Consider the following 18,498-nt stretch of genomic DNA (forward strand, 5'->3'; position numbering starts at 1 on the left):
GTCACAATTTCAACGCCGCCATCTTCTCTTCCAGATCATTCGCCATCAGCGGATCAATCACTTGGTCAATCTCGCCCTCCATCAACGCAGGCAAATTATAAAGCGTCAATTCGATGCGATGGTCCGTCATGCGGTTCTGGGGAAAATTATACGTACGGATGCGTTCGTTGCGTTCGCCGGTGCCGACTTGCTCTTTGCGCTGCGCCGCGTATTTCGCGTTTTCCTCGGCGATCTTGCGCTCCAACAAACGCGACCGCAACACGGTCATGGCCTTCGCCTTGTTCTTATGCTGCGAGCGTTCATCCGCGCAATAAACAATCAAGCCGCTCGGCTTATGCTGGATCTGCACCGCCGAATCCGTGGTATTCACGCCTTGCCCTCCCTTGCCCGATGCGCGGCAGCGATTGATCTCCAAATCTTCCGGGTTGATCACTACGTCCACTTCTTCCGCCTCCGGCAAAACCGCCACGGTGCAGGTGCTCGTATGCACGCGCCCTTGCGCCTCCGTAGCGGGCACGCGCTGGACGCGATGCACCCCGCTCTCGTATTTCAGCCGCTTATAAACATCCGACCCCGTCACGCCAAAAATAATTTCCCGAAAGCCGCCGAGGTCCGAGGGACTCGCATCAATGCTCTCCACCTTCCATCCGTGCGCCTCGGCATAACGCGTGTACATCCGGTACAAATCCGCCGCGAACAACGCCGACTCCGACCCACCCGCGCCCGCGCGAATTTCAAAAATCGTATTGCGCGAATCCGTCGGGTCTGGCGGCAAAACTCCCTTCAACACTTCCTGGCCAAGCCGTTTCACGTCCACTTCCAATCGCGCGATGTCTTCCTGCGCCATCACCGCCAATTCAGATTCAGCCGGCTCCGTCTGGAGCAGCGTGCGATTCTCTTCCAGGTCCGCACTGGCCTTGAGATAAGCCTGTCCGCTGGCAACAAGTTCCTTGAGCGAAGAATATTCCTTGGAGAGTTCCTGCGCGCGGCGGTTGTCGTCGAACACCTTGGGGTCGCTCAACGACGCTTCCACCTCCGCCAGACGGCGCGCGAACCGGTCAATATGAGGACGCAAATCCATGCTTGATCAACGGAAAACAGGTAGCGATTGCCAAAAAAATGATGGCACGCGTACGCACGCGCACCCCGTCAAAAAACAGTCCGCCCGCATGGCGATAAACCACGCGGGCGGATTGGCAAAGCGATGCTACTTCTTTTTCTTCTTCGAGGCGGCCGCGGCCTGGGCGGCCTGCGTCTTCGCCATGCGCTGCTGGAACTTGTCCACGCGGCCGGCGGTATCCACGAATTTCTGTGTGCCGGTGTAGAAAGGATGACAGGCATTGCAAATGCCCAGCAACAAGACCGGCTTGGTCGAACGGGTTTTGATCACGTTGCCGCAGGCGCAACGGATTTCCGATTCCTGATATTTAGGATGTAAATCAGCTTTCATAACAAAGGTCGGATAACCTACCAACACCCCGCCGTTTGACAAGTCCTAAAATGAAGATTTTTTAGGCCCATTTCACCCGCGAAAAAATATCCACCACACCACCAGCAACATCGGCAGCATAAATGGCAGCGCATATTTCAATATATACCCGAAAAACGACGGTGCCGGGATTTTCTGCTGATCGGCGATGGCTTTCACCATGAAGTTCGGGCCGTTGCCGATATACGTGTTCGCGCCGAAAAAAACCGAACTCACGCTGATGGCCACGATGAAGTGATTAAGCCGGGCATCGCCCAACAGATAAGCCACCTGGATTTGATTCACGCTCGCCGTCCCGAGGCGGACCTGGTCAGGATAAAGTTGTTGCAACGTCGCAAATGCCTGTTTGATCGCCTCCACATGCGACCCCGTGACGCTCGCCAGAGTGGTTCCGTGCGAGTGCATCAGTTGTGTGATCTGCGCCACCGAATCCGCATCCACGAACCGCCCAAACGACGCCTTCAGAAAACACAGATACGTCGGCGCATTGTCGAGCAAACTCGAGAGCGTTCCGCAACTCCAATAAAACAGACCCGGCGAAGCCTCCTGCAAACGGCTCGCATTATTCTGCAACCAATCCAGCGCGGGCATCATCGTCGCGAAAATGCCGACGAATAAAATCGCCACCTCCTTGATCGGCTCCAGATTGAAATGGTTCGCCTTGTGAATGTGTTTACGCGTGGTGAAATACGATCCCCACGCCGCCACGATCATCAAGCCTTCGCGCAGATACGGCGGATCATTAATGAACACCGCGCCGATAATAATCGCGAGAAAAATAATATTAGGCAGCCCCTCAAATTTCCATCGCTCGGTTGTGGCGTGCCAGTCGGAATTTTTTTCCCGGGCGCGATTCACATTCAGCCGGTCCACGAAAAAAAACATCGCGAGCAATATCGCCACACCCAACGCCCACATCGGAAGGCAATGCATCATCACCCACCCAAACGGCACGCCCATCAGATAACCGAGAAACAGCGGCGGATCACCGATTGGCGTGAGGCATCCACCGACATTGGCGATGACCAGGATGAAAAAAACCACATGATGCGCCGACACGCGAGATCGATTAAGCCGCAGCCACGGGCGAATCAAAAGCATCGCCGCGCCTGTGGTTCCGAGCACATTCGCCAGCACCGCGCCCACGAAAAGAAACAGCACATTGCCTAAAGGCGTCGCTCGTCCCCGCACCACGATGTGAATCCCTCCCGATACGACGAACAGCGAACCAATCAACGCAATGAACCCGATATATTCATGCGCCGTTTCACCCACGCGCGCCGCCGCATGCAACCCGGCGAAATAATATAGGATCACCACCGTTCCCAAAACCGCCGCCACCTTCGAATAATGCTTATGCCAGAACTTCGCGAATAAAAATGGCGCCAGCGCAATCATCGCCAGCAGCGCGGCGAACGGCAGAATCATCCACGGGTTCACCGCAACTATTTCCGGGCTCGATCCCATCACGTCATTAAGAATTTATTATTCCGCGGGAGCAAGACATTCGTCGCGCGGAAGGCGCGCGAGAAAGCTTGTAAGAAACTGTCCCGCCTTGCGACAATTCGCGCGCATGGACTCTGGACCGGATGACCGCCCTGAACCCGTGATGTTGATCATCGCCGACATCAGCGGTTACACGCGTTACATGACCGCCAATGCCAAGTCTCTCACGCACAGCCAGGCCATCATCACCGAACTCATCAAGTGCATCATTAAACAAATCGAGCTGCCCATGGAAGTTGCCAAGCTCGAGGGCGACGCGGTTTTCTTTTATTGCCGGAAACAGGACGGCGCCCATCCCTGGCCCAGGGTCAAACAGATCATCGGCAAAAACCTCATCACCTTTTTCCAGATCTTCAGCGACAAAGTAAATGAACTCAGCCGTTCGACCACCTGCTCGTGTAATGCCTGCGCTCATATCGAAAAGCTGCGGCTCAAAGTCGTCGTTCACAGTGGCGAGGCGTTATTCCATCGCGTCTTCAATTTCACCGAGCTTGCCGGGGTGGGTGTCATCATCGTCCATCGGTTGCTCAAAAATTCTGTAAAGGCCGATCAATATCTTTTGCTCACCGAAGCCGCGCGGGCCGACGTGGAATTTCCCGAGCAAATTCCTTTGCACGCCTATCGGGAGGATTACGACGATATTGGCCCGGTCAAAACCATGGTTTACATACCCGGAGGCGTGGCGGCGGTTGCCTCGGCAATCAAAACCTCATTCTCCAGCCGTTTCGCGGAATCGTGGAAACTGTTTTGCAAACTGTGGTTCAGCCCTTTCGTTTCGCAGGCGGGAAAATTCAACCACGTTGTTTCAAGCTCGTACGGCGTTACGAAAGCAGGCCTCGCCTTGTTGACGGCATTGCTGACGCCCATCTATCTGCCGGCGGGTATCGTGTTCGTGGCCTTTCATGCTTTGCAAAAACCCGGCGCATCACACTCGCATCACGATCACGATCACAAGTCGGACGGAAGTTGCTGTGATGGAAATTAACCCGATAAAATAATCGAGCGGGCGGTAAAGACTTGCCGCGACCAACGGCAAGTTATCTGGGCGATAATTTATCCAAGACCGCCAATGAGCCTTTTGATTTAGAAATATGCAACCTCTAGCCAAAACACCGGAGCCTCCATATTACGCCGTGATTTTTACATCGCATCGCACCGAGAGCGATCATGGGTACGGACAAATGGCGCAGCGCATGATGGAACTTGCCGCGCAGCAGCCGGGATTTCTCGGCGTCGAAACTGCGCGCGGGGCGGACGGCTTGGGAATTACCGTTTCGTATTGGTCCAACGAAGAAGCCATCACCGCGTGGAAGGGGCATCTGCAACACCAGCCCGCGCAGGAAGCTGGCAAAAAAGTGTGGTATGCGGACTATCAAGTGAGAATCGCGAAAGTGGAACGGGAATACGGCCATGTATTGATCCCTCCTGCAATAAGTTGATCGGTGGTAAAATTGCCAAAGTGTTGATTGTCAATCAAAGGCCCAATCAGTATCAATTATTACAGTTAAAATCACATCGGCCATAAACGGCAGGCTTATAAAACAAAGCGGCTATAGAATGCATGTATTAAGCGCAAGTTGGTGGCTAAAGTGCCGTGAACAATACAAAATCTGTTTGCTGCCATTATTTGACATCCACGCGCAAGCCCGATTTCCTGCGTTTTCCTCAAAATTCACACAACTTGACATATGCCGGAAAATCGAAAAAGACATTAAAATTGCTCTTTTGTTTCATGACTTTGTGGACGTTGGGTTATGGGAAATGGTTTGTCCTATAAATCAACGAGCCTATGCCATATTCAAACATTTACTTGGCTCTCAATCGTTCAAAGCACTTTGTCATACCAGAAAACTGATTTTGGAAGCATGGGAAAAAGATGATTTTTATTCGACAGCTGAGGGCGTTGAGCAGCAAGGTTCCGATTTAAGCACTTCCAGGCAGTCGTCGCTTTTAAGCCATATTCGGGAACTGGATCCTAACAGGCTTTTTTTATATAAACACTGTGATTCAACAAATGGTTTGCCCAAGGAAATACGACAATACGCATTAAATTTGCTATGCGAAAACCCATTTGATTTGGATTCGCAGCAAATTGATTTGCTATGGTCGAAATTTCCGACGTCCTCCGACTTATCGTGGCCTGCCGTAAAATCTTTCATAGCCAAATGCGGGAAACATTCAAACGATGAAAAGTTAAGATTTTATAATAATCGCATCGCCATGAGCATTTATGAGCTTGGAGACAGCCATCCCGGGCGATTAGTTGTTCCATTTCGCGGGACGGACTTGGGGGATTCGTTACTGCGAATTTCGTCCATTTCCAAAACCGTCACCTTCCTTCAATCTCCACATTTTCTTGAAACCTTTTTAACGCTATTCCTTGACTCCAAATTTCACATTCGACTTGGATCCCTAAGCCCGGAGGCGATCATTGAATTGCACGAAAGCAATTTCTGGAGAGTTTTTTTGGAAGATTTTCATCAAATGGCAAGAAGTATTAGCGAAACCCTAAGTCACATGGATGAAGCAGGAATTCAAGAGTATGCGCGGGAAGAGTTTTCGACTGTGCTTAGCTTGCGCGCCAGCAGGGAAGCCGCTCTTTTTGAAATGATACAGATAACTTTATTTTCGCTTTTAAATTTTTCTTCCTTTTCATCTTCTCAAACCGCTCAACAATGGCTGGAACGCTACAAGAAGCGATTTCATTTGAGTATAGCTCACCCCGCCCTATATCGGTTTCTTACTTGGCTGGAAAAAAAGTTGTCTTCTAATCAACGGGCCTGACGGTGCGGTTCAAAGGCCAGCAAATTTCCCCGCAAAATTAGGCTGACGATCCTAGATGTGCCCGGATTAACCACTAATGCGGTGGCGCTGGCCGTGCCTGGCGCATTCCGTGAAAGCTGGGAAATAGTTTGTTGCTCATTTTTTAGTCCTGTAGGAACTGTCCTACATATTGCCAGCAAAGTGTACAGGAACAGGGCGAATTAAAGTCTCGTTTATAGTTGGTTGCGTTCTTCATCGCAGCTCAAAAATTTCCACAACGCAAACTTCGCAAAATTTCCTGTTCTTCCGCGACTCAAGCATTTGTGGCGTTTTCAATGACACGGCCAACCAATATTTACCGGGGATTTATAATCGCCCGAAATCAATTTTCGAGGGAGGCATATAAGCTGCTTTAGTAACTTTCGTTGTTTTGACGTAACCAGGCACACATCTTTTCTTATGAATAACTCCGACTCAATGGACTCCCATACCCCGCCGCCGCCCGTTCCCAAGGACACCGGATTTTCACCATTTCAACGGCTCAAGGGGAAACGCATTTCTTATTTAACCCTGCCGTTGCTGGTCATGGCGACGCTTACGGAATTCGTGATTCTCGCGACCGGCTGGAAATATCAGCAAGTGGTCTGCCTGCCCAAAGGCATGGGCGTAACTTTTTTCGGCATCGGGCCGATTGGCGCGACGATACTCGCGGTCGAGTTACTCAAGTTGCCGCTCGCCATTTGGACGGCCTCGCGCCGCGGCATGCAGAAGCTCATGATGCTGCTGTTCGGCTTGCCGTTGATTTGTTTGCTGACGTTCCAACTCGTCAAGGACATGGCGGTGTACGAAATGGGTGTCGCGCTCGCGCCCGCAAGCCAGATGCTTGATGAAGCGACGAAAGAAGAAGTTAAAATCGCGCAACTCAATGACCAGTTGGCGGGCATTGATACAAAGAAAGGCGACCGCGATCGCAAGCTCGCCGAGTTGGCCGCGCGCAAAGCCAAGAGCAAGGCCGATCTCGAGGAATCGCTGAAACGCAATGACGATTCGCGCACCGACGCCATTTCGCTGACGGATTATCAGAGGAAGGAATTGTCCGAGGTGGACGCCCGCCAGGCGAATATCATCAAACAGTTTGATGCCGACACCGATCAGCTCAATAAAGGTCTCGCCGATCTCCGCGCCCGCCGCGAAGCCGAAGTCGGCCGCGCCACCAAATGGAATGCCGAAGAGGCGCGCATTGATAACGCCTACAAAGCGAAGCTGGCCGACTACGAAAACCGAAAAATCGCTTATGACAAAGAGTTGAAGAAATATCAGAACGCGAACTTTTTCGAACGCCAGGTGATGAAGACCCCGGTGGATCCCGGCGTCCCGCCCGAACGCGAAACCAACACGATTCTCAAGCCGACCCTGATCGCCGAACTCGATACGCAGATCAAAGCCAAGGAAGCGGAATTATTGGCCGTCAATAATCAGCGCCGTGAACGCGTCGCGCAGGTGGATGCCAGTGCCCATCAACTCCGCGAGGAATTTGATCATCGCTCCAGTACCAAGCGCGAAGAATCCGACCGCAAACGCCAGGACTTGCTCGCCGCCAACGCTGCCTTGGCCACGCAATGGACGGCGGAAGAAAGAGCGATTGATCAGCAGTTTGATACCGCCGCGCTGAAGGTGGACGACATTCGCGCCGCCTTGGATGAGAGCCGCAAGAAGGCCGAAGGTTTTTATGAAGCGCGCGAAGCGGCAATTAAAAATACCCAGGTGCATCGTATCGCGACGACGGTTGAAATCGTGCGCGGATTGCTAAAAGGCCAGCGTCCCATCTCGATCACTTCCACCGCCAAAGAGCGCGGTGATTTATATACCGACCAGATCAGCATGGTCCGCATCTGGGTTTATCCGGTGCTTGCGTTCATCGTGGCGTTCCTGCCCACGCTAATGGTGGAGATCGGTTTCTCCACGATTTTCCAACCGGAGCAACAGCGTCCCGCGCATCGCCTCGGATTCTTTGGCCAGCGCATGCACGAGCTTTATAAACGTGCCGGACGTTTGAAAATTTTGCGCGCTGAACGCAAGGCCAGTGAAGCCGCCAATGAGATCGCCGCTCGCGGACGCGCTCTGGCCGCCAGCAAAACCGCCGCTGAAAAAGCGCTGGCTGAAAAAGATGCTGAGTTGCAATCCGCGCGCGTTGCCAGTGAGGCCGCGGCGACCGCGCAGACGGAAAGATTGAAACGCCAAGAGGAAGAATACGCGTTGAAAGCAAAAAACCTCGAAGCCGAATGGGTTGTCAAGCTGGCCGGCATGGCCGATTCGCTCAACCGCATGGTCATCGAGAAAGATGCGTTGCGCGATTTCCAGAAATCTGAAATCGAACGTCAGGTTCAGATGCGCCAGAACGCCTGGTCGGATCGCCTCACGCAAATGCGCCAGGAATTGGACGACCAATGTGCGGCGATGGAAACCGAGCGCACCACCATGATGCAGGCGCATCACAAAAGGTTGCAGGAAGTTTCTGAGGATGCCAAAAATCAGGTCATCCAGGCACGTCGTCAGGCTTCCGATACCGAGTTGGCCGCGGTCGAGGCATCCGCAAAATTGACCCATGACTTGAAGGACGCCTTGCACGCCCGCGACGGCGCGGAAGCGCAACTGCAACAGCAGACGGATTCCTTTGCGCAAAAATTATTGCAAACCAAAGAAGATGCCGCGCGCGAATTGGAAAAAGTCACGCGGCAGGAAAAGCATCGTTTGGAACGGCAGCAGTTGGAGTTTGGCAAAACCTTGCGCCAGCGCGAAGAAGACTTCGAGCATCGCCTCAAACAATGTCAGCAGGAATTGTCCATCGGGTTCGATGCCCGGCTGGTTGAGGCGCAAAACCGGATCGAGCAGGATGGCCGCCGGCGTGAAGCGGAACTTGAGCGTCAGTTCGAGGCGCGCGCCTTGGATGTGGATGCGCGCTGGAAACAGGAAGTGCAGCAGCGCGAAGACGTGGCGCAGTTCAAATTGAAACAGCGCGAACAACAGTTGCAGGCGCAGGCGGAAGTCCGCATCGGCGAAATGCAAACGCAGGCCGAGGAGGAGTTCCATCGCCGCGAATCGGAATTGGAACGCCAGGCCGAATTCCGCGTCCGCGCCATCGAAGCCCGTTTGACGCTCGAGACGCAACAGAAGGATGAACTGTTCCAATCCAAATCCCGCCAGCGCGAACAGCAATGGCAGGTCAAGCTGGACACTGCGCGCGCCGAATTGCAGGCGCAGTCCGATGAACTGCATCGCCGCCGCGAATCGGAATCTGAGACCGCCTTGCGCGATCTCGAAACGCAACTGCGCAAGGAAATGCAGCAGAAAGAAGAAACAGCGCAAACGAATGCCAAGCAGCGCGAGCAGGACCTGGTCACCCAGTTGATCGCACAGGGAGAGGCCCGGCAGATGGCCGCGCAAACCTTGTGGGAAACGGAATCGGAGAAAAAATTGCGCTCCACCGTCGAACCGCTCAAGGTATCGTTAGCCCGCGCCGAGAAGGAACGGGATGAAGCCAAGCAAGCCGCGACCGAAGCCACCAACCACGTTCAGAACCTGGAGAAGAAATTGACCGAAGCCTCGTCGTTCCTTAACACGTGGAGAAACGGAAAGAGTTTAGTCGGAGCCTAGCAGCGGGTTGGAAACATAAAAACCACGGGAGATGATCCCGTGGTTTTTTCATTTGCCCTCGGCTGAAGATTTGCCGCGAAGGCTGGTCTTGATCTTTTGGACGGTGGAAACTCCCTGGCTTTTGAGATAGCCGCGCCCAGTCCTGGCGAACAAGGGTTCCGGCACGAAACGATCCTGGATGCGCAATGCATCGCGCATTGCTGCCAAAGATTTTTTTCGACCTGGGTTTCCGCTGCCACAGACAAACCCTGCTGCTAAAGTTAAGGCGAGGCAACTCCACGACGCAAAGGTTGAACGAGGAAAGCACTTATTAGTCTTTGTGCCGATTCGCAAAAACGAGTTTAGGTGTGCGCCGCTCCTCGTGGGAGCGACTTGACTGGATAAGCTTTGCTGCGGGTCGTAGACCCGCGGTCCGTGGGAAATAAAAAAAGGGCGGCCATGGCTGGCCGCCCTTGAGAATTATATTACTTCAACGATCAATGGATCAATCGGAAGAACAATGAGTTCGTGCCGATGGCATTGGTGTAGGGGCTCGTTGCGCCGGTCATGTTGGTGTAGCCGGCGGTCGCATTCGTCGAGGACTGAAGCGTGAAGGTCGGGTCGCCCCAACTCACCACGATGTTCGTGCCCGATGACGTGAAGGCCAGCGGGATTGGGGTTACGTTGACCGTGGCGCTGGTGTTGATGTCCGAGAACTTGGTGACTGCCAGGCTGTAAGTCGGACTGAGCCCGTAGAGAATACCGGTGATGGAGGGGACATTTCCCGAAGGCAATGTCTGGCCGGCGGTGTCCAGGTCGAGGTCAAAGAACGCGACGGTAAAGGATTGGCCGGCGCCGTTGGTGACGGTGACGTTTTGGTTGGCCGTCGCGGAGATGGTGGTTCCGCCATTGGTGCCGAAAGAGACGTTTTGGATGGTCACGAGCGAACCGGCGTAGGTGGAATTAACCAGCGCCAAGTTGTTGGTGATCGTGAGCGGGATGATTTTCGGAGTGGGCAGATTGGTCGTGACGCCGGTGTCGGTGTAGGACGTTTGGGTCAGGCCGTTGGTATCAATGTCCAGTTCGAGGCCGCTGGTGAAGCTGGAGAGCACACCCGTAACATTAAGAATGTCACCCTGCATTGGACGGAAGGTCGAGCCGCCGGTGATGAAGACGTTGATGCCGCCCGTGCTGTCCTGCAACCAATAGGAAGCGGTGTTGCCGGAGGTAATGTTCGTAAAGGTCGTCACCACGCCAGTGATGGCGAATGGCTGGGTGGGCGAAGCGGTTGGCAGGAAGGTATTCGGATCCACCAGCGAGCGGAGGAATCCGATCGAAACGGATTGCGCCGGACTGACGGTCAACACGGCATTGGAACTGACCACGCCGTTGGCAACCACGTCGTTGGTGACGCCGACGCTGTAGTTGGCCGCGAAGTTAGTCTGAAGATTCGCAATGGTATAGGACGAACTAGTCGCGCCATCAATGTTCACACTGTTGGATTTCCATTGATAAGAGACATTGCCGGGGCTGCTGACCATGACGGAGAAGGTCACGTTCTGGCCGACGTAAAGGCTCTGGCTGGCCGGCCCGCTGGTGATGGTCGGAGGAACGGGCTGCGCGCTGATCAAGACGTTTGCCGGCGCGCTGGTCGTGGACAAGCCGTAAGGCGTGGTGGCCACGAGCGTGTAACTGCCGCTGTCGGTGGTTTGCGGGCTGGAGAAGGGAAGAACCGGGCTGTTGCCGTTCGGATTGCTGAAAGCCAGGCCGCCTTTGTACCACTGATAAGTGATATTCATTTGGCCCTGGCCGCTGACGACACCGAAAAGAGTAATAGGAATATTCACGAAGTTAGTCGTTCCCGCCGGCTGAGTGCCGAAGACTGGCGCGACGGCGTTGGTGGGCTGGACGTTGGTCAGGGCTTCATCAAACGTCGTGGCGAGGGCCACATTAGTGACATAGAAGAAAGCGCTGTTCACACCCGCTGCCGTAGCTGCGGTGCTCGCCTGCCGGAAAGCGAAGGCGTTGATAGCAGTGCTGGTCGCGAAGCCGAGGCTATCGCTGGAACTATACGAAGGATCACTTTCGCTGATCGGATTGATCCAGATGGTGCAAGCTTGCAGGTTTACGGGGTCGAGACGAGCCACCACCTGGTAGGCAACATTAAGTCCGAGGTCCACGCCAAGGCCGCCGTTCAAAGCGTTGGTAGCAGCGCCGTTGCCGGTGGCGCCGATGCGCCAAGTGTTGGGACTGGTGGCCAGGTTGGTGAAAGCCTGAATGCGGCCGGAGAAACCGCTGGAAGTATTGTAAAAGGAGGAAAAGTAAGTCCCCGGGCCATTTGGCAGGTTGGTGCAGATCACCGTCATACTGGCGTAGAGAACCTGGGGTGCGTTCGTAAAGGCAGCGCCAAGGAAGCGGGCTTCATCGCCCGCGCGGTTAAGGCCACCGCCGGTGGAAGCGACCTGGAGAACGTGATTGCTCACGATCATGTCAGCGGTGCCGCTGAAGTTCGTCCAAAGCCCGGCCGGCGCGACATTGGTCAGGACGCCATTGGGATAATTGAAACCTTCGTACCAAATCAAATCGGCTTTTGCCGCCAACGGGGCGACAAAGGCCGACACGGCCAATAATAATACTGCTATTTTATTTTTCATGGTTGCTGATTTTCGGGGTTATTTTCAGTTGTTCGATGGCAATGTCCGGTAAATTAATTCCCGTCCGGCGATGCGATGATATTTCCGACTTAACTTGCACGCCTGGCAGCTTACCTGAATCTGTGGCGGGAAAGGTTACAGTTTGGAAACTTTTGTCCCGTGGCACCGGGAATTAAAACAAGGACTCACCTTAGGCAGTTACAACGGGAGAGTCAACACGAATCTGTCACCATTTCGGGGGACAAGTGAAGAATTTGCGGATCGGGAAATTTAATTACGCATACGTAATTTATTTTTTAGCCAATGAACTTTTATTCATTTGCGAAACCGCGTTTTAGCGCGTGCCAGTGGAGGTTTTTCGCGAAAGATTAAATTATCGCCCCACCGCCGCCAGAATTCTTCTTGCCAGCATGGCGGAGATGCGCGTTTACTTATCAAGCGTTTATTCCTTATGTTTTTTTGGCATAGTTCATGGCTTGAATCGCACCCCCGGGGTGGTGCTCCGCTGACTGGCCGCAAAATCCAAATCCGATCCAAATTTGCCGGCGTCCGCGCCATCCAGTCCTGACGCATGAATTCTACTGAACCCGGCGACTCCGCACGCATTACTTACCCGCCGGGATTCCGCGCCCGCCGCGGATTGAACTGGGGATTTCTCGGGCTGCTTTACACTTCGTTTTACATGTGCCGTTACAATCTTTCGATTGCCAACGGTTCCATCAGCCGCGAGTACGCCTTTTCGCGCGCGGACATGGGGGCGATCATCAGCACCGCCCTGTTGGCTTACGCCGCCGGCCAAATCATTAACGGCTTGCTGACCGATCGCATCGGCGGCAAGAAAGCCATGCTCATCGGCGCGGGCGGCACGATCATGATGAACATCCTGTTCGGCGCGGCTTCGATGGTCGGGTTTTTCGCGCCAGCGGCTTCGCAGGGGCCGATTGGTCTTTATGCGGTCAGGCCAAAAATCGCGTTCGTCGCCAGCGATATTGCCGATGCCAGATCGCTGGCGGCAAAGTTGTACGGAGATACCAATGCCGTCACGACGAATCTTTCGTTCTACATCCGCTTGCATCTTCCGCAAACCAATCTTGATTTTCTCGCCGCCAGCCTCGGAACCAATGAAGTTTCGACCAACCTTTCCCGGGTGCTCGCCACGGATTTGAATTACGCTATCAGCGGCCCGCCGATTTACGATACCAACCGCTTTGCGAAGGTGCCGCTCTCGCGCGGCGCGACCAACCTGCTTGCGAGCGAACCCACCGGCGCGAACTTGGTCTGGCTGAATCATACTTTGCTCGACGAGGCTTATCCGCAGGAAATCAAAAAGCTTAACCACTGGCTGGTGCATATTCCGTTTTTCCATGTGCAATTATTTTTGGGATTGCTCTGGCTGTTCGTGGCGATTCGCGGGATTGACGGTTATCTCCAGGCTTTCGGCGCGCCGGGCATGATCCGCATCAATACCGCGTGGTTCGCGCAGCGCGAGCGTGGAAGGTTCGCGGGTATTTTCGGCTTCATGATCAACCTCGGGCGCTTTGGGATTTTTAATTTGGGTCCGGCGTTGCTCGCGGGTTTTACATTTTTGTGGATGTGGCGCATTCCGCCGCTGCATTGGCGATGGCTGTTTTGGGTTCCGTCGGGCATTTGCGCGATCGTGGCGGTCGGCATGGCGTTGACGGTGAAAGAGACGCCTGAAGCCGCCGGTTTTCATAATACCAAAGCCGCCGAACCGCCACCGGCGACGAACGAAGTTGAACCCACCTTCAGCCAGTTGCTTTGGAAAATCATCACGCACCCGACGATCTGGTTTGTGGCCTGCGCTTACGCTTGCACCGGCGCAGTGCGGCAGGCGGTGGACTTGTGGTTCCCGCGTTACATGCAGGACATGTATCATATGAATCTCAGCTCCGAAAAATTTCAGTGGCTGGGTTTTCTTATACCGTTCGTGGCCTCGGCGGGCTCGCTGACGTCGGGTTATGTGTCGGATATTTTCTTCAAGGGCCGCCGCGCGCCAGTGGCGGCGGGAATTTATTTTCTCGAAACCGCGCTCATCCTGCTCGCGGCGCAATTTCATTCCGTCAATGCCGCCATCACCTCGCTGGTGTTGATCTCGCTCACGGCGAATTCCACGCATTCCATTCTCGGCACGGCGGCGGCGATGGACATCGGCGGGCGCAAGAATTCGGGGTTCGTGTCCGGCGTGATTGATTCGTTTCAATATCTGGGCGGCAGTCTAGCGGGTTATGTTTTGGGCAAGCTGCTCGACCGCAGTTTGGGGAATTATTTTTATTTCATGGCGCCATTCGGATTGATCGGCGGAATCCTGATGGTGTTCATTCGCGGCACGGTGAAACCGAAAACCCCGCCGCCCGCCCCGGAGATTTCACCCACAAAATAAGCTCAACTGTGCTATAATAAACCAACGCCGATAGGTCTTGCGACTAGACAACTGTTTATGAAACCTAACACCAAACTCAACGCTGCGTTCACCCTGATCGAGTTACTCGTGGTGATCGCCATCATCGCAATCCTCGCGGGACTTTTGCTGCCCGCGCTCGCCCGCGCGAAGGCGAAGGCGCAACAGATTAATTGTGTTTCCAATTTGAAGCAGTGGGCATTGGCGGAAGCTATCTATGCTTCGGATAATAATGATGGCATTCCTCGCGATGGTTTCGGAAGTTCCAGTTCTCAGTGGCTGACTGGCAGTGGCGATATCAACGGCAGCGGTACACCGGATGATACGGCGGGTTGGTTTAATTTGCTTCCGCCGAATATCGCTTCGCCGACTTTGACTTATTTTTTCCATCAGCCGCAATCGGATCCGCGGCAGAAATATCCTTTTCCGGGGAATGGCATTAGCAAGATTTGGTTGTGCCCATCGGCGCAGATGGATGGTACTGGTTTCGCAGTGCTTTCGACGGGTGGCGCTCACGGCGGCAAGGGTGGTTTTTTCAGCATGGATTTCAATTTGGATTTGAAAAGAAAGACCGTGGCAGATTCCGGAACCGACAGCGTTTACGCCTATCCGAACATGCCGAGAATTTCCAACCTGCCGAAACCTTCGGCGACGGTGCTGTTCTTTGATTGTGCCTTCAGCCCAACTAAAGAAGTGGTCAATGGCTCTCCACAATTTAATTCAGAGAATCCGGCGAACCGTTGGAAGAACATCGCCAACCGCCACACTGGCGGCACGGTGATCGCATTCCTCGATGCGCATGCGTCGTATTACAAAATCCAAGCGGTAACAAATAATCCTTCCAATGCAACCGAGCCGCTCAATCCAGAAATTATCTGGAACCCGACTTATCGGGCGACAGTAAATTGAAGGCGCGTTTCATTGGCAGTATTGACGCGAAGTAGTATCGCGGCAATCCTGTCGAGACGATGTTTGTATTCATCATCAAACGCCTGCTGCATCTGATCCCGATTTTGCTGGGCGTTTCGTTGCTGACTTTCCTGCTCATGGCGCTCACGCCGGGCGATTACTACACGCAGCTTTCTCAAAATCCGCAGGTCTCGCCGGAGACGCTCGCGCGGTTGCGCGCCGAGCAGCATCTCGACCGGCCGTGGTATGTCCAATACGGTTACTGGCTGAAAAATGCCGCGCATGGCGACCTGGGTTATTCCGTCGCTTACAAAGTTCCCGCGAGCCAGCTTATCATGTCGCGGTTGTGGAACACGTTTGTGCTTTCGCTCGGCGCGACGATTCTGGCGTGGGGCGTGGCGGTTCCGCTGGGGATTTGGGCGGCGGTGAAAAAAGATTCGTGGGTGGACCGATTGTGTTCGTTGATCGCGTTCGTCGGGCTTTCGGTGCCGGATGTTTTGCTGGCGCTGCTGGCGTTGATGTTCGCCGCGGGAACGGGTTGGCTGCCCATCGGCGGATTGCAAAGTTCGCTTTACGATTTGATGACGCCGAGCCAGCAGTTCATGGATCGCCTGCAACACTTGATTCTACCGGTCATCGTACTCGCCGCGAGCGATCTCGCGGGGGTGATGCGCCAGATGCGCGGTAATTTGCTCGACACGTTGCGCGCGGAATTCGTGACGACGGCGCGCGCGAAGGGAATTTCCGAAGGCTGGGTGATTTACAAACACGTTTTGCGAAACGCCATCAATCCGCTGCTCACCATTTTTGGATATTCGCTCGCGGGATTGTTGAGCGGCGCGTTCATCGTGGAAAATATCATGGCGTGGCCGGGGCTGGGGCGGCTCACGATGGAGGCGCTGTTCGCGAAGGATTATCCGCTGGTGGTCGCGAGCGTGGTGATGGCGGCGGCGCTGCTGGTCGCGGGAAATTTCGTCGCTGATCTACTGCTCGCATGGAGCGACCCGCGCATCCGCTTGAAATAATGGAAACCTCGCCCGAAAATGCGGACGCGGAATTGCTCGCCCAAAGCGGAGCGGGAATGGAATCGCCGTGGCGCGTTTTCTGGCAGCGGCTTCGGCATCAGCGCATCGCGATTTTCGGCGGAATTGTGCTGGTGATTTTGTATCTGGCGTCGCTCTTCGCGGGTTTTATTGCGCCGTATAGTTTTGAACATTACGACCGCGACCGTATTTTTCACCGGCCCACGGCGTTGCGCTGGGAAGGCTTGCGTCCGGCGGTGCAGGGTTACAAAGCGGGCGTCGGTTCTTTCAAATATGAGATGGTGAAGGGTGATGTCGCGCCGATCCGGTTTTTTGTTTTGGGCGACGCTTATAAATTATTTGGTTTCATTCCGATGCACTGGCATTTGTTCGGGCCGTCGGACGAAAATCATCCGGTGTATTTTTTTGGCACGGACCAATTCGGGCGCGATATTTTTTCGCGGCTGTTGTATGGCTCGCAGATTTCGCTTTCGATCGGGCTGGTGGGCATCGTGATTCGCTTTGGGCTGGGCATGATCGTGGGGGGCATCTCGGGTTACTTCGGCGGCATGACGGACTCGATCATCATGCGCGTGTGCGAATTGATCATGTCCATCCCGGCGTTGTATCTGATCATGTCGTTGCGCGCGACGTTTCCGGCGAGCTTGAGTTCAGGGCAGGTGTATTTGTTGATCATCGCGATACTGAGTTTGATCGGCTGGGCGAGTTCTGCGCGCGTGATCCGCGGGATGGCGCTCTCGCTGCGCGAAAGGCCGTTCGTGCTCGCGGCGCGGACGATGGGGCTGAGCGATTTTCGCGTGGTGATGCGCCACATTTTGCCGGGGACATTTTCTTATGTGATCGTAGCGGCGACGTTGAGCGTGCCGTATTATATCCTGGGCGAGGTGGTGTTGAGTTTTCTCGGCGTGGGCATCCAGGAGCCGACGGCGAGCTGGGGCATCATGCTCAACGCCGCGCAAAATCCCGAGTATCTGACGAATTATCCGTGGCTGCTCGCGCCGGGTGTGGCGATATTTATTACCGTTCTGGCTTTCAACTTTCTCGGCGATGGGTTAAGAGACGCGGCGGACACGAAGTCAAAATGAACGGCAGCCGGGGCGAACCAGAATTTTATGGCGCTACTCGAAATCAAAAATCTGAAGCTCGATTTCATCGCGGGCGACCGCAGCCTGCGCGCGGTGGATGATGTCTCGATCACGATTGATGCGGGCGAAACGGTCACGCTGGTCGGCGAGAGTGGTTGTGGGAAAAGCGTGACGGCGCTGTCCATCGCGCGATTGGTGCCATCGCCACCGGCAAAATACGTAGGCGGACAAATTTTGCTCAATGGCCGGGACGTGTTGCAGATGTCGAAGACTGATTTGCGCGGCATTCGCGGGGGCGTGGTGAGTTATGTTTTTCAGGACCCGAGCGCATCGTTGAACCCGGTGTTTCGCGTGGGCAACCAGATCAAGGAATCGCTCAAGCTGCATCGGCCGGCGAAAGCGACGAATGAGGAAGTCATTCGGCTGCTCAAACTTGTGGGCATTCCCGCGCCGGAATCGCGTATCAAGGATTATCCGCACCAGATGTCGGGCGGCATGCAGCAGCGGGTGATGATCGCGATGGCGCTGGCGAGCGAGCCGAAGCTGCTGGTGGCGGATGAACCGACGACGGCGCTGGACGTGACGATCCAGGCGCAGATTTTGGATTTGTTGCTCGACCTGAAAAAGCGTTTGGGCATGAGCATCCTGCTCATCACGCACAATTTGGGAATCGTGGGAGACATTGCCGACCGCGTGGCGGTGATGTACGCGGGACAGGTAGTGGAGATGTCGCCGGCGCTGGAGTTGTTGAAGCGGCCGCTGCATCCCTACACGAAGGCGTTGATGAATTCGGTGCCGAAGCTGAGTGGAAACATGCAGCGGCTGACGGCGATTCCGGGCAACGTGCCGAGCCTGGGAAATTTTCCGCCCGGCTGCCGATTTTTTCCGCGCTGCCCGAGCGCGCATCCCGAATGCGCAACGACGGCGCCGCAACTGATCGAAGTGGAACCGAGTCGGTGGGTGCGGTGTCTTTATGCGAAGGAATTATAAACCAAAA

At 54.6% G+C, this 18,498-nt stretch carries 14 protein-coding genes; 9 read left to right on the plus strand and 5 right to left on the minus strand.

Annotation, left to right across the window (positions count from 1 at the left end):
* Position 1 precedes the first annotated feature (1 nt).
* The 3 genes from prfA to VH413_04685 all read right to left on the minus strand — a co-directional run bounded on the left by prfA (position 2) and on the right by VH413_04685 (position 2,956).
* Positions 2–1,081, minus strand: a complete 1,080-nt coding sequence (gene prfA, locus VH413_04675) for a peptide chain release factor 1 (protein HEX3797975.1) — start codon at positions 1,079–1,081, stop codon at positions 2–4.
* A gap of 126 nt (positions 1,082–1,207) precedes the next feature.
* A complete protein-coding gene (rpmE, locus tag VH413_04680; GenBank protein HEX3797976.1) occupies positions 1,208–1,450 on the minus strand; it encodes a 50S ribosomal protein L31 in 243 nt (80 codons plus the stop codon).
* A gap of 72 nt (positions 1,451–1,522) precedes the next feature.
* On the minus strand, positions 1,523–2,956 hold the full coding sequence (locus tag VH413_04685) for a sodium:proton antiporter (protein ID HEX3797977.1): 1,434 nt from the start codon (positions 2,954–2,956) through the stop codon (positions 1,523–1,525).
* Between the two features lie 106 nt (positions 2,957–3,062).
* Here VH413_04685 and VH413_04690 point away from each other — a divergent pair, with 106 nt between their 5' ends.
* From VH413_04690 to VH413_04705, 4 genes are all read left to right on the plus strand, one after another.
* On the plus strand, positions 3,063–3,980 hold the full coding sequence (locus VH413_04690; GenBank protein ID HEX3797978.1) for a DUF2652 domain-containing protein: 918 nt from the start codon (positions 3,063–3,065) through the stop codon (positions 3,978–3,980).
* A gap of 106 nt (positions 3,981–4,086) precedes the next feature.
* Positions 4,087–4,434, plus strand: coding sequence for an antibiotic biosynthesis monooxygenase (locus VH413_04695; GenBank protein ID HEX3797979.1), 348 nt, complete (start codon positions 4,087–4,089; stop codon positions 4,432–4,434).
* A 175-nt stretch (positions 4,435–4,609) separates the two neighbouring features.
* Positions 4,610–5,779 (plus strand): hypothetical protein, encoded by a 1,170-nt coding sequence (locus VH413_04700; GenBank protein HEX3797980.1) that lies wholly within the window; start codon positions 4,610–4,612, stop codon positions 5,777–5,779.
* A gap of 456 nt (positions 5,780–6,235) precedes the next feature.
* The gene (locus tag VH413_04705) at positions 6,236–9,412 is read left to right on the plus strand and encodes a hypothetical protein (protein HEX3797981.1); all 3,177 of its coding nucleotides are present in this window, start codon (positions 6,236–6,238) and stop codon (positions 9,410–9,412) included.
* Between the two features lie 48 nt (positions 9,413–9,460).
* On the opposite strand, the gene VH413_04710 is transcribed toward VH413_04705, so the two are convergent.
* Positions 9,461–9,610, minus strand: a complete 150-nt coding sequence (locus VH413_04710) for a hypothetical protein (GenBank protein HEX3797982.1) — start codon at positions 9,608–9,610, stop codon at positions 9,461–9,463.
* Between the two features lie 278 nt (positions 9,611–9,888).
* Entirely contained in the window at positions 9,889–12,045 is a 2,157-nt protein-coding gene (locus VH413_04715) for a hypothetical protein (GenBank protein ID HEX3797983.1), read from the minus strand.
* 571 nt (positions 12,046–12,616) lie between these two features.
* Here VH413_04715 and VH413_04720 point away from each other — a divergent pair.
* From VH413_04720 to VH413_04740, 5 genes are read left to right on the plus strand one after another with little or no spacing between them, the layout of a single operon-like run.
* On the plus strand, positions 12,617–14,446 hold the full coding sequence (locus VH413_04720; GenBank protein HEX3797984.1) for an MFS transporter: 1,830 nt from the start codon (positions 12,617–12,619) through the stop codon (positions 14,444–14,446).
* A 57-nt stretch (positions 14,447–14,503) separates the two neighbouring features.
* Complete coding sequence (locus VH413_04725; protein ID HEX3797985.1) at positions 14,504–15,373, plus strand: type II secretion system protein; 870 nt, start codon at positions 14,504–14,506, stop codon at positions 15,371–15,373.
* Positions 15,374–15,432: 59 nt separating this feature from the next.
* A complete protein-coding gene (locus VH413_04730) occupies positions 15,433–16,398 on the plus strand; it encodes an ABC transporter permease (GenBank protein HEX3797986.1) in 966 nt (321 codons plus the stop codon).
* Complete coding sequence (locus tag VH413_04735) at positions 16,398–17,501, plus strand: ABC transporter permease (protein ID HEX3797987.1); 1,104 nt, start codon at positions 16,398–16,400, stop codon at positions 17,499–17,501. The genes VH413_04730 and VH413_04735 overlap by 1 nt, the downstream gene beginning before the upstream one ends.
* Before the next feature lie 27 nt (positions 17,502–17,528).
* Positions 17,529–18,491: an ABC transporter ATP-binding protein gene (locus tag VH413_04740; GenBank protein HEX3797988.1), complete on the plus strand. Its 963-nt coding sequence runs from the start codon at positions 17,529–17,531 to the stop codon at positions 18,489–18,491.
* Positions 18,492–18,498 lie beyond the last annotated feature (7 nt).

It is taken from the genome of Verrucomicrobiia bacterium, assembly GCA_036268055.1.
Taxonomy (GTDB): domain Bacteria; phylum Verrucomicrobiota; class Verrucomicrobiia; order Limisphaerales; family Pedosphaeraceae; genus DATAUW01.

What these genes read in the sequence shown, in the direction of transcription:
- prfA (HEX3797975.1), bottom strand. Translation starts at nt 1,081, where the DNA reads ATGGATTTGCGTCCTCATATTGACCGGTTCGCGCGCCGTCTGGCGGAG.
- rpmE (HEX3797976.1), bottom strand. Translation starts at nt 1,450, where the DNA reads ATGAAAGCTGATTTACATCCTAAATATCAGGAATCGGAAATCCGTTGC.
- VH413_04685 (HEX3797977.1), bottom strand. Translation starts at nt 2,956, where the DNA reads ATGGGATCGAGCCCGGAAATAGTTGCGGTGAACCCGTGGATGATTCTG.
- VH413_04690 (HEX3797978.1), top strand. Translation starts at nt 3,063, where the DNA reads ATGGACTCTGGACCGGATGACCGCCCTGAACCCGTGATGTTGATCATC.
- VH413_04695 (HEX3797979.1), top strand. Translation starts at nt 4,087, where the DNA reads ATGCAACCTCTAGCCAAAACACCGGAGCCTCCATATTACGCCGTGATT.
- VH413_04705 (HEX3797981.1), top strand. Translation starts at nt 6,236, where the DNA reads ATGGACTCCCATACCCCGCCGCCGCCCGTTCCCAAGGACACCGGATTT.
- VH413_04710 (HEX3797982.1), bottom strand. Translation starts at nt 9,610, where the DNA reads ATGCGCGATGCATTGCGCATCCAGGATCGTTTCGTGCCGGAACCCTTG.
- VH413_04715 (HEX3797983.1), bottom strand. Translation starts at nt 12,045, where the DNA reads ATGAAAAATAAAATAGCAGTATTATTATTGGCCGTGTCGGCCTTTGTC.
- VH413_04720 (HEX3797984.1), top strand. Translation starts at nt 12,617, where the DNA reads ATGAATTCTACTGAACCCGGCGACTCCGCACGCATTACTTACCCGCCG.
- VH413_04725 (HEX3797985.1), top strand. Translation starts at nt 14,504, where the DNA reads ATGAAACCTAACACCAAACTCAACGCTGCGTTCACCCTGATCGAGTTA.
- VH413_04730 (HEX3797986.1), top strand. Translation starts at nt 15,433, where the DNA reads ATGTTTGTATTCATCATCAAACGCCTGCTGCATCTGATCCCGATTTTG.
- VH413_04735 (HEX3797987.1), top strand. Translation starts at nt 16,398, where the DNA reads ATGGAAACCTCGCCCGAAAATGCGGACGCGGAATTGCTCGCCCAAAGC.
- VH413_04740 (HEX3797988.1), top strand. Translation starts at nt 17,529, where the DNA reads ATGGCGCTACTCGAAATCAAAAATCTGAAGCTCGATTTCATCGCGGGC.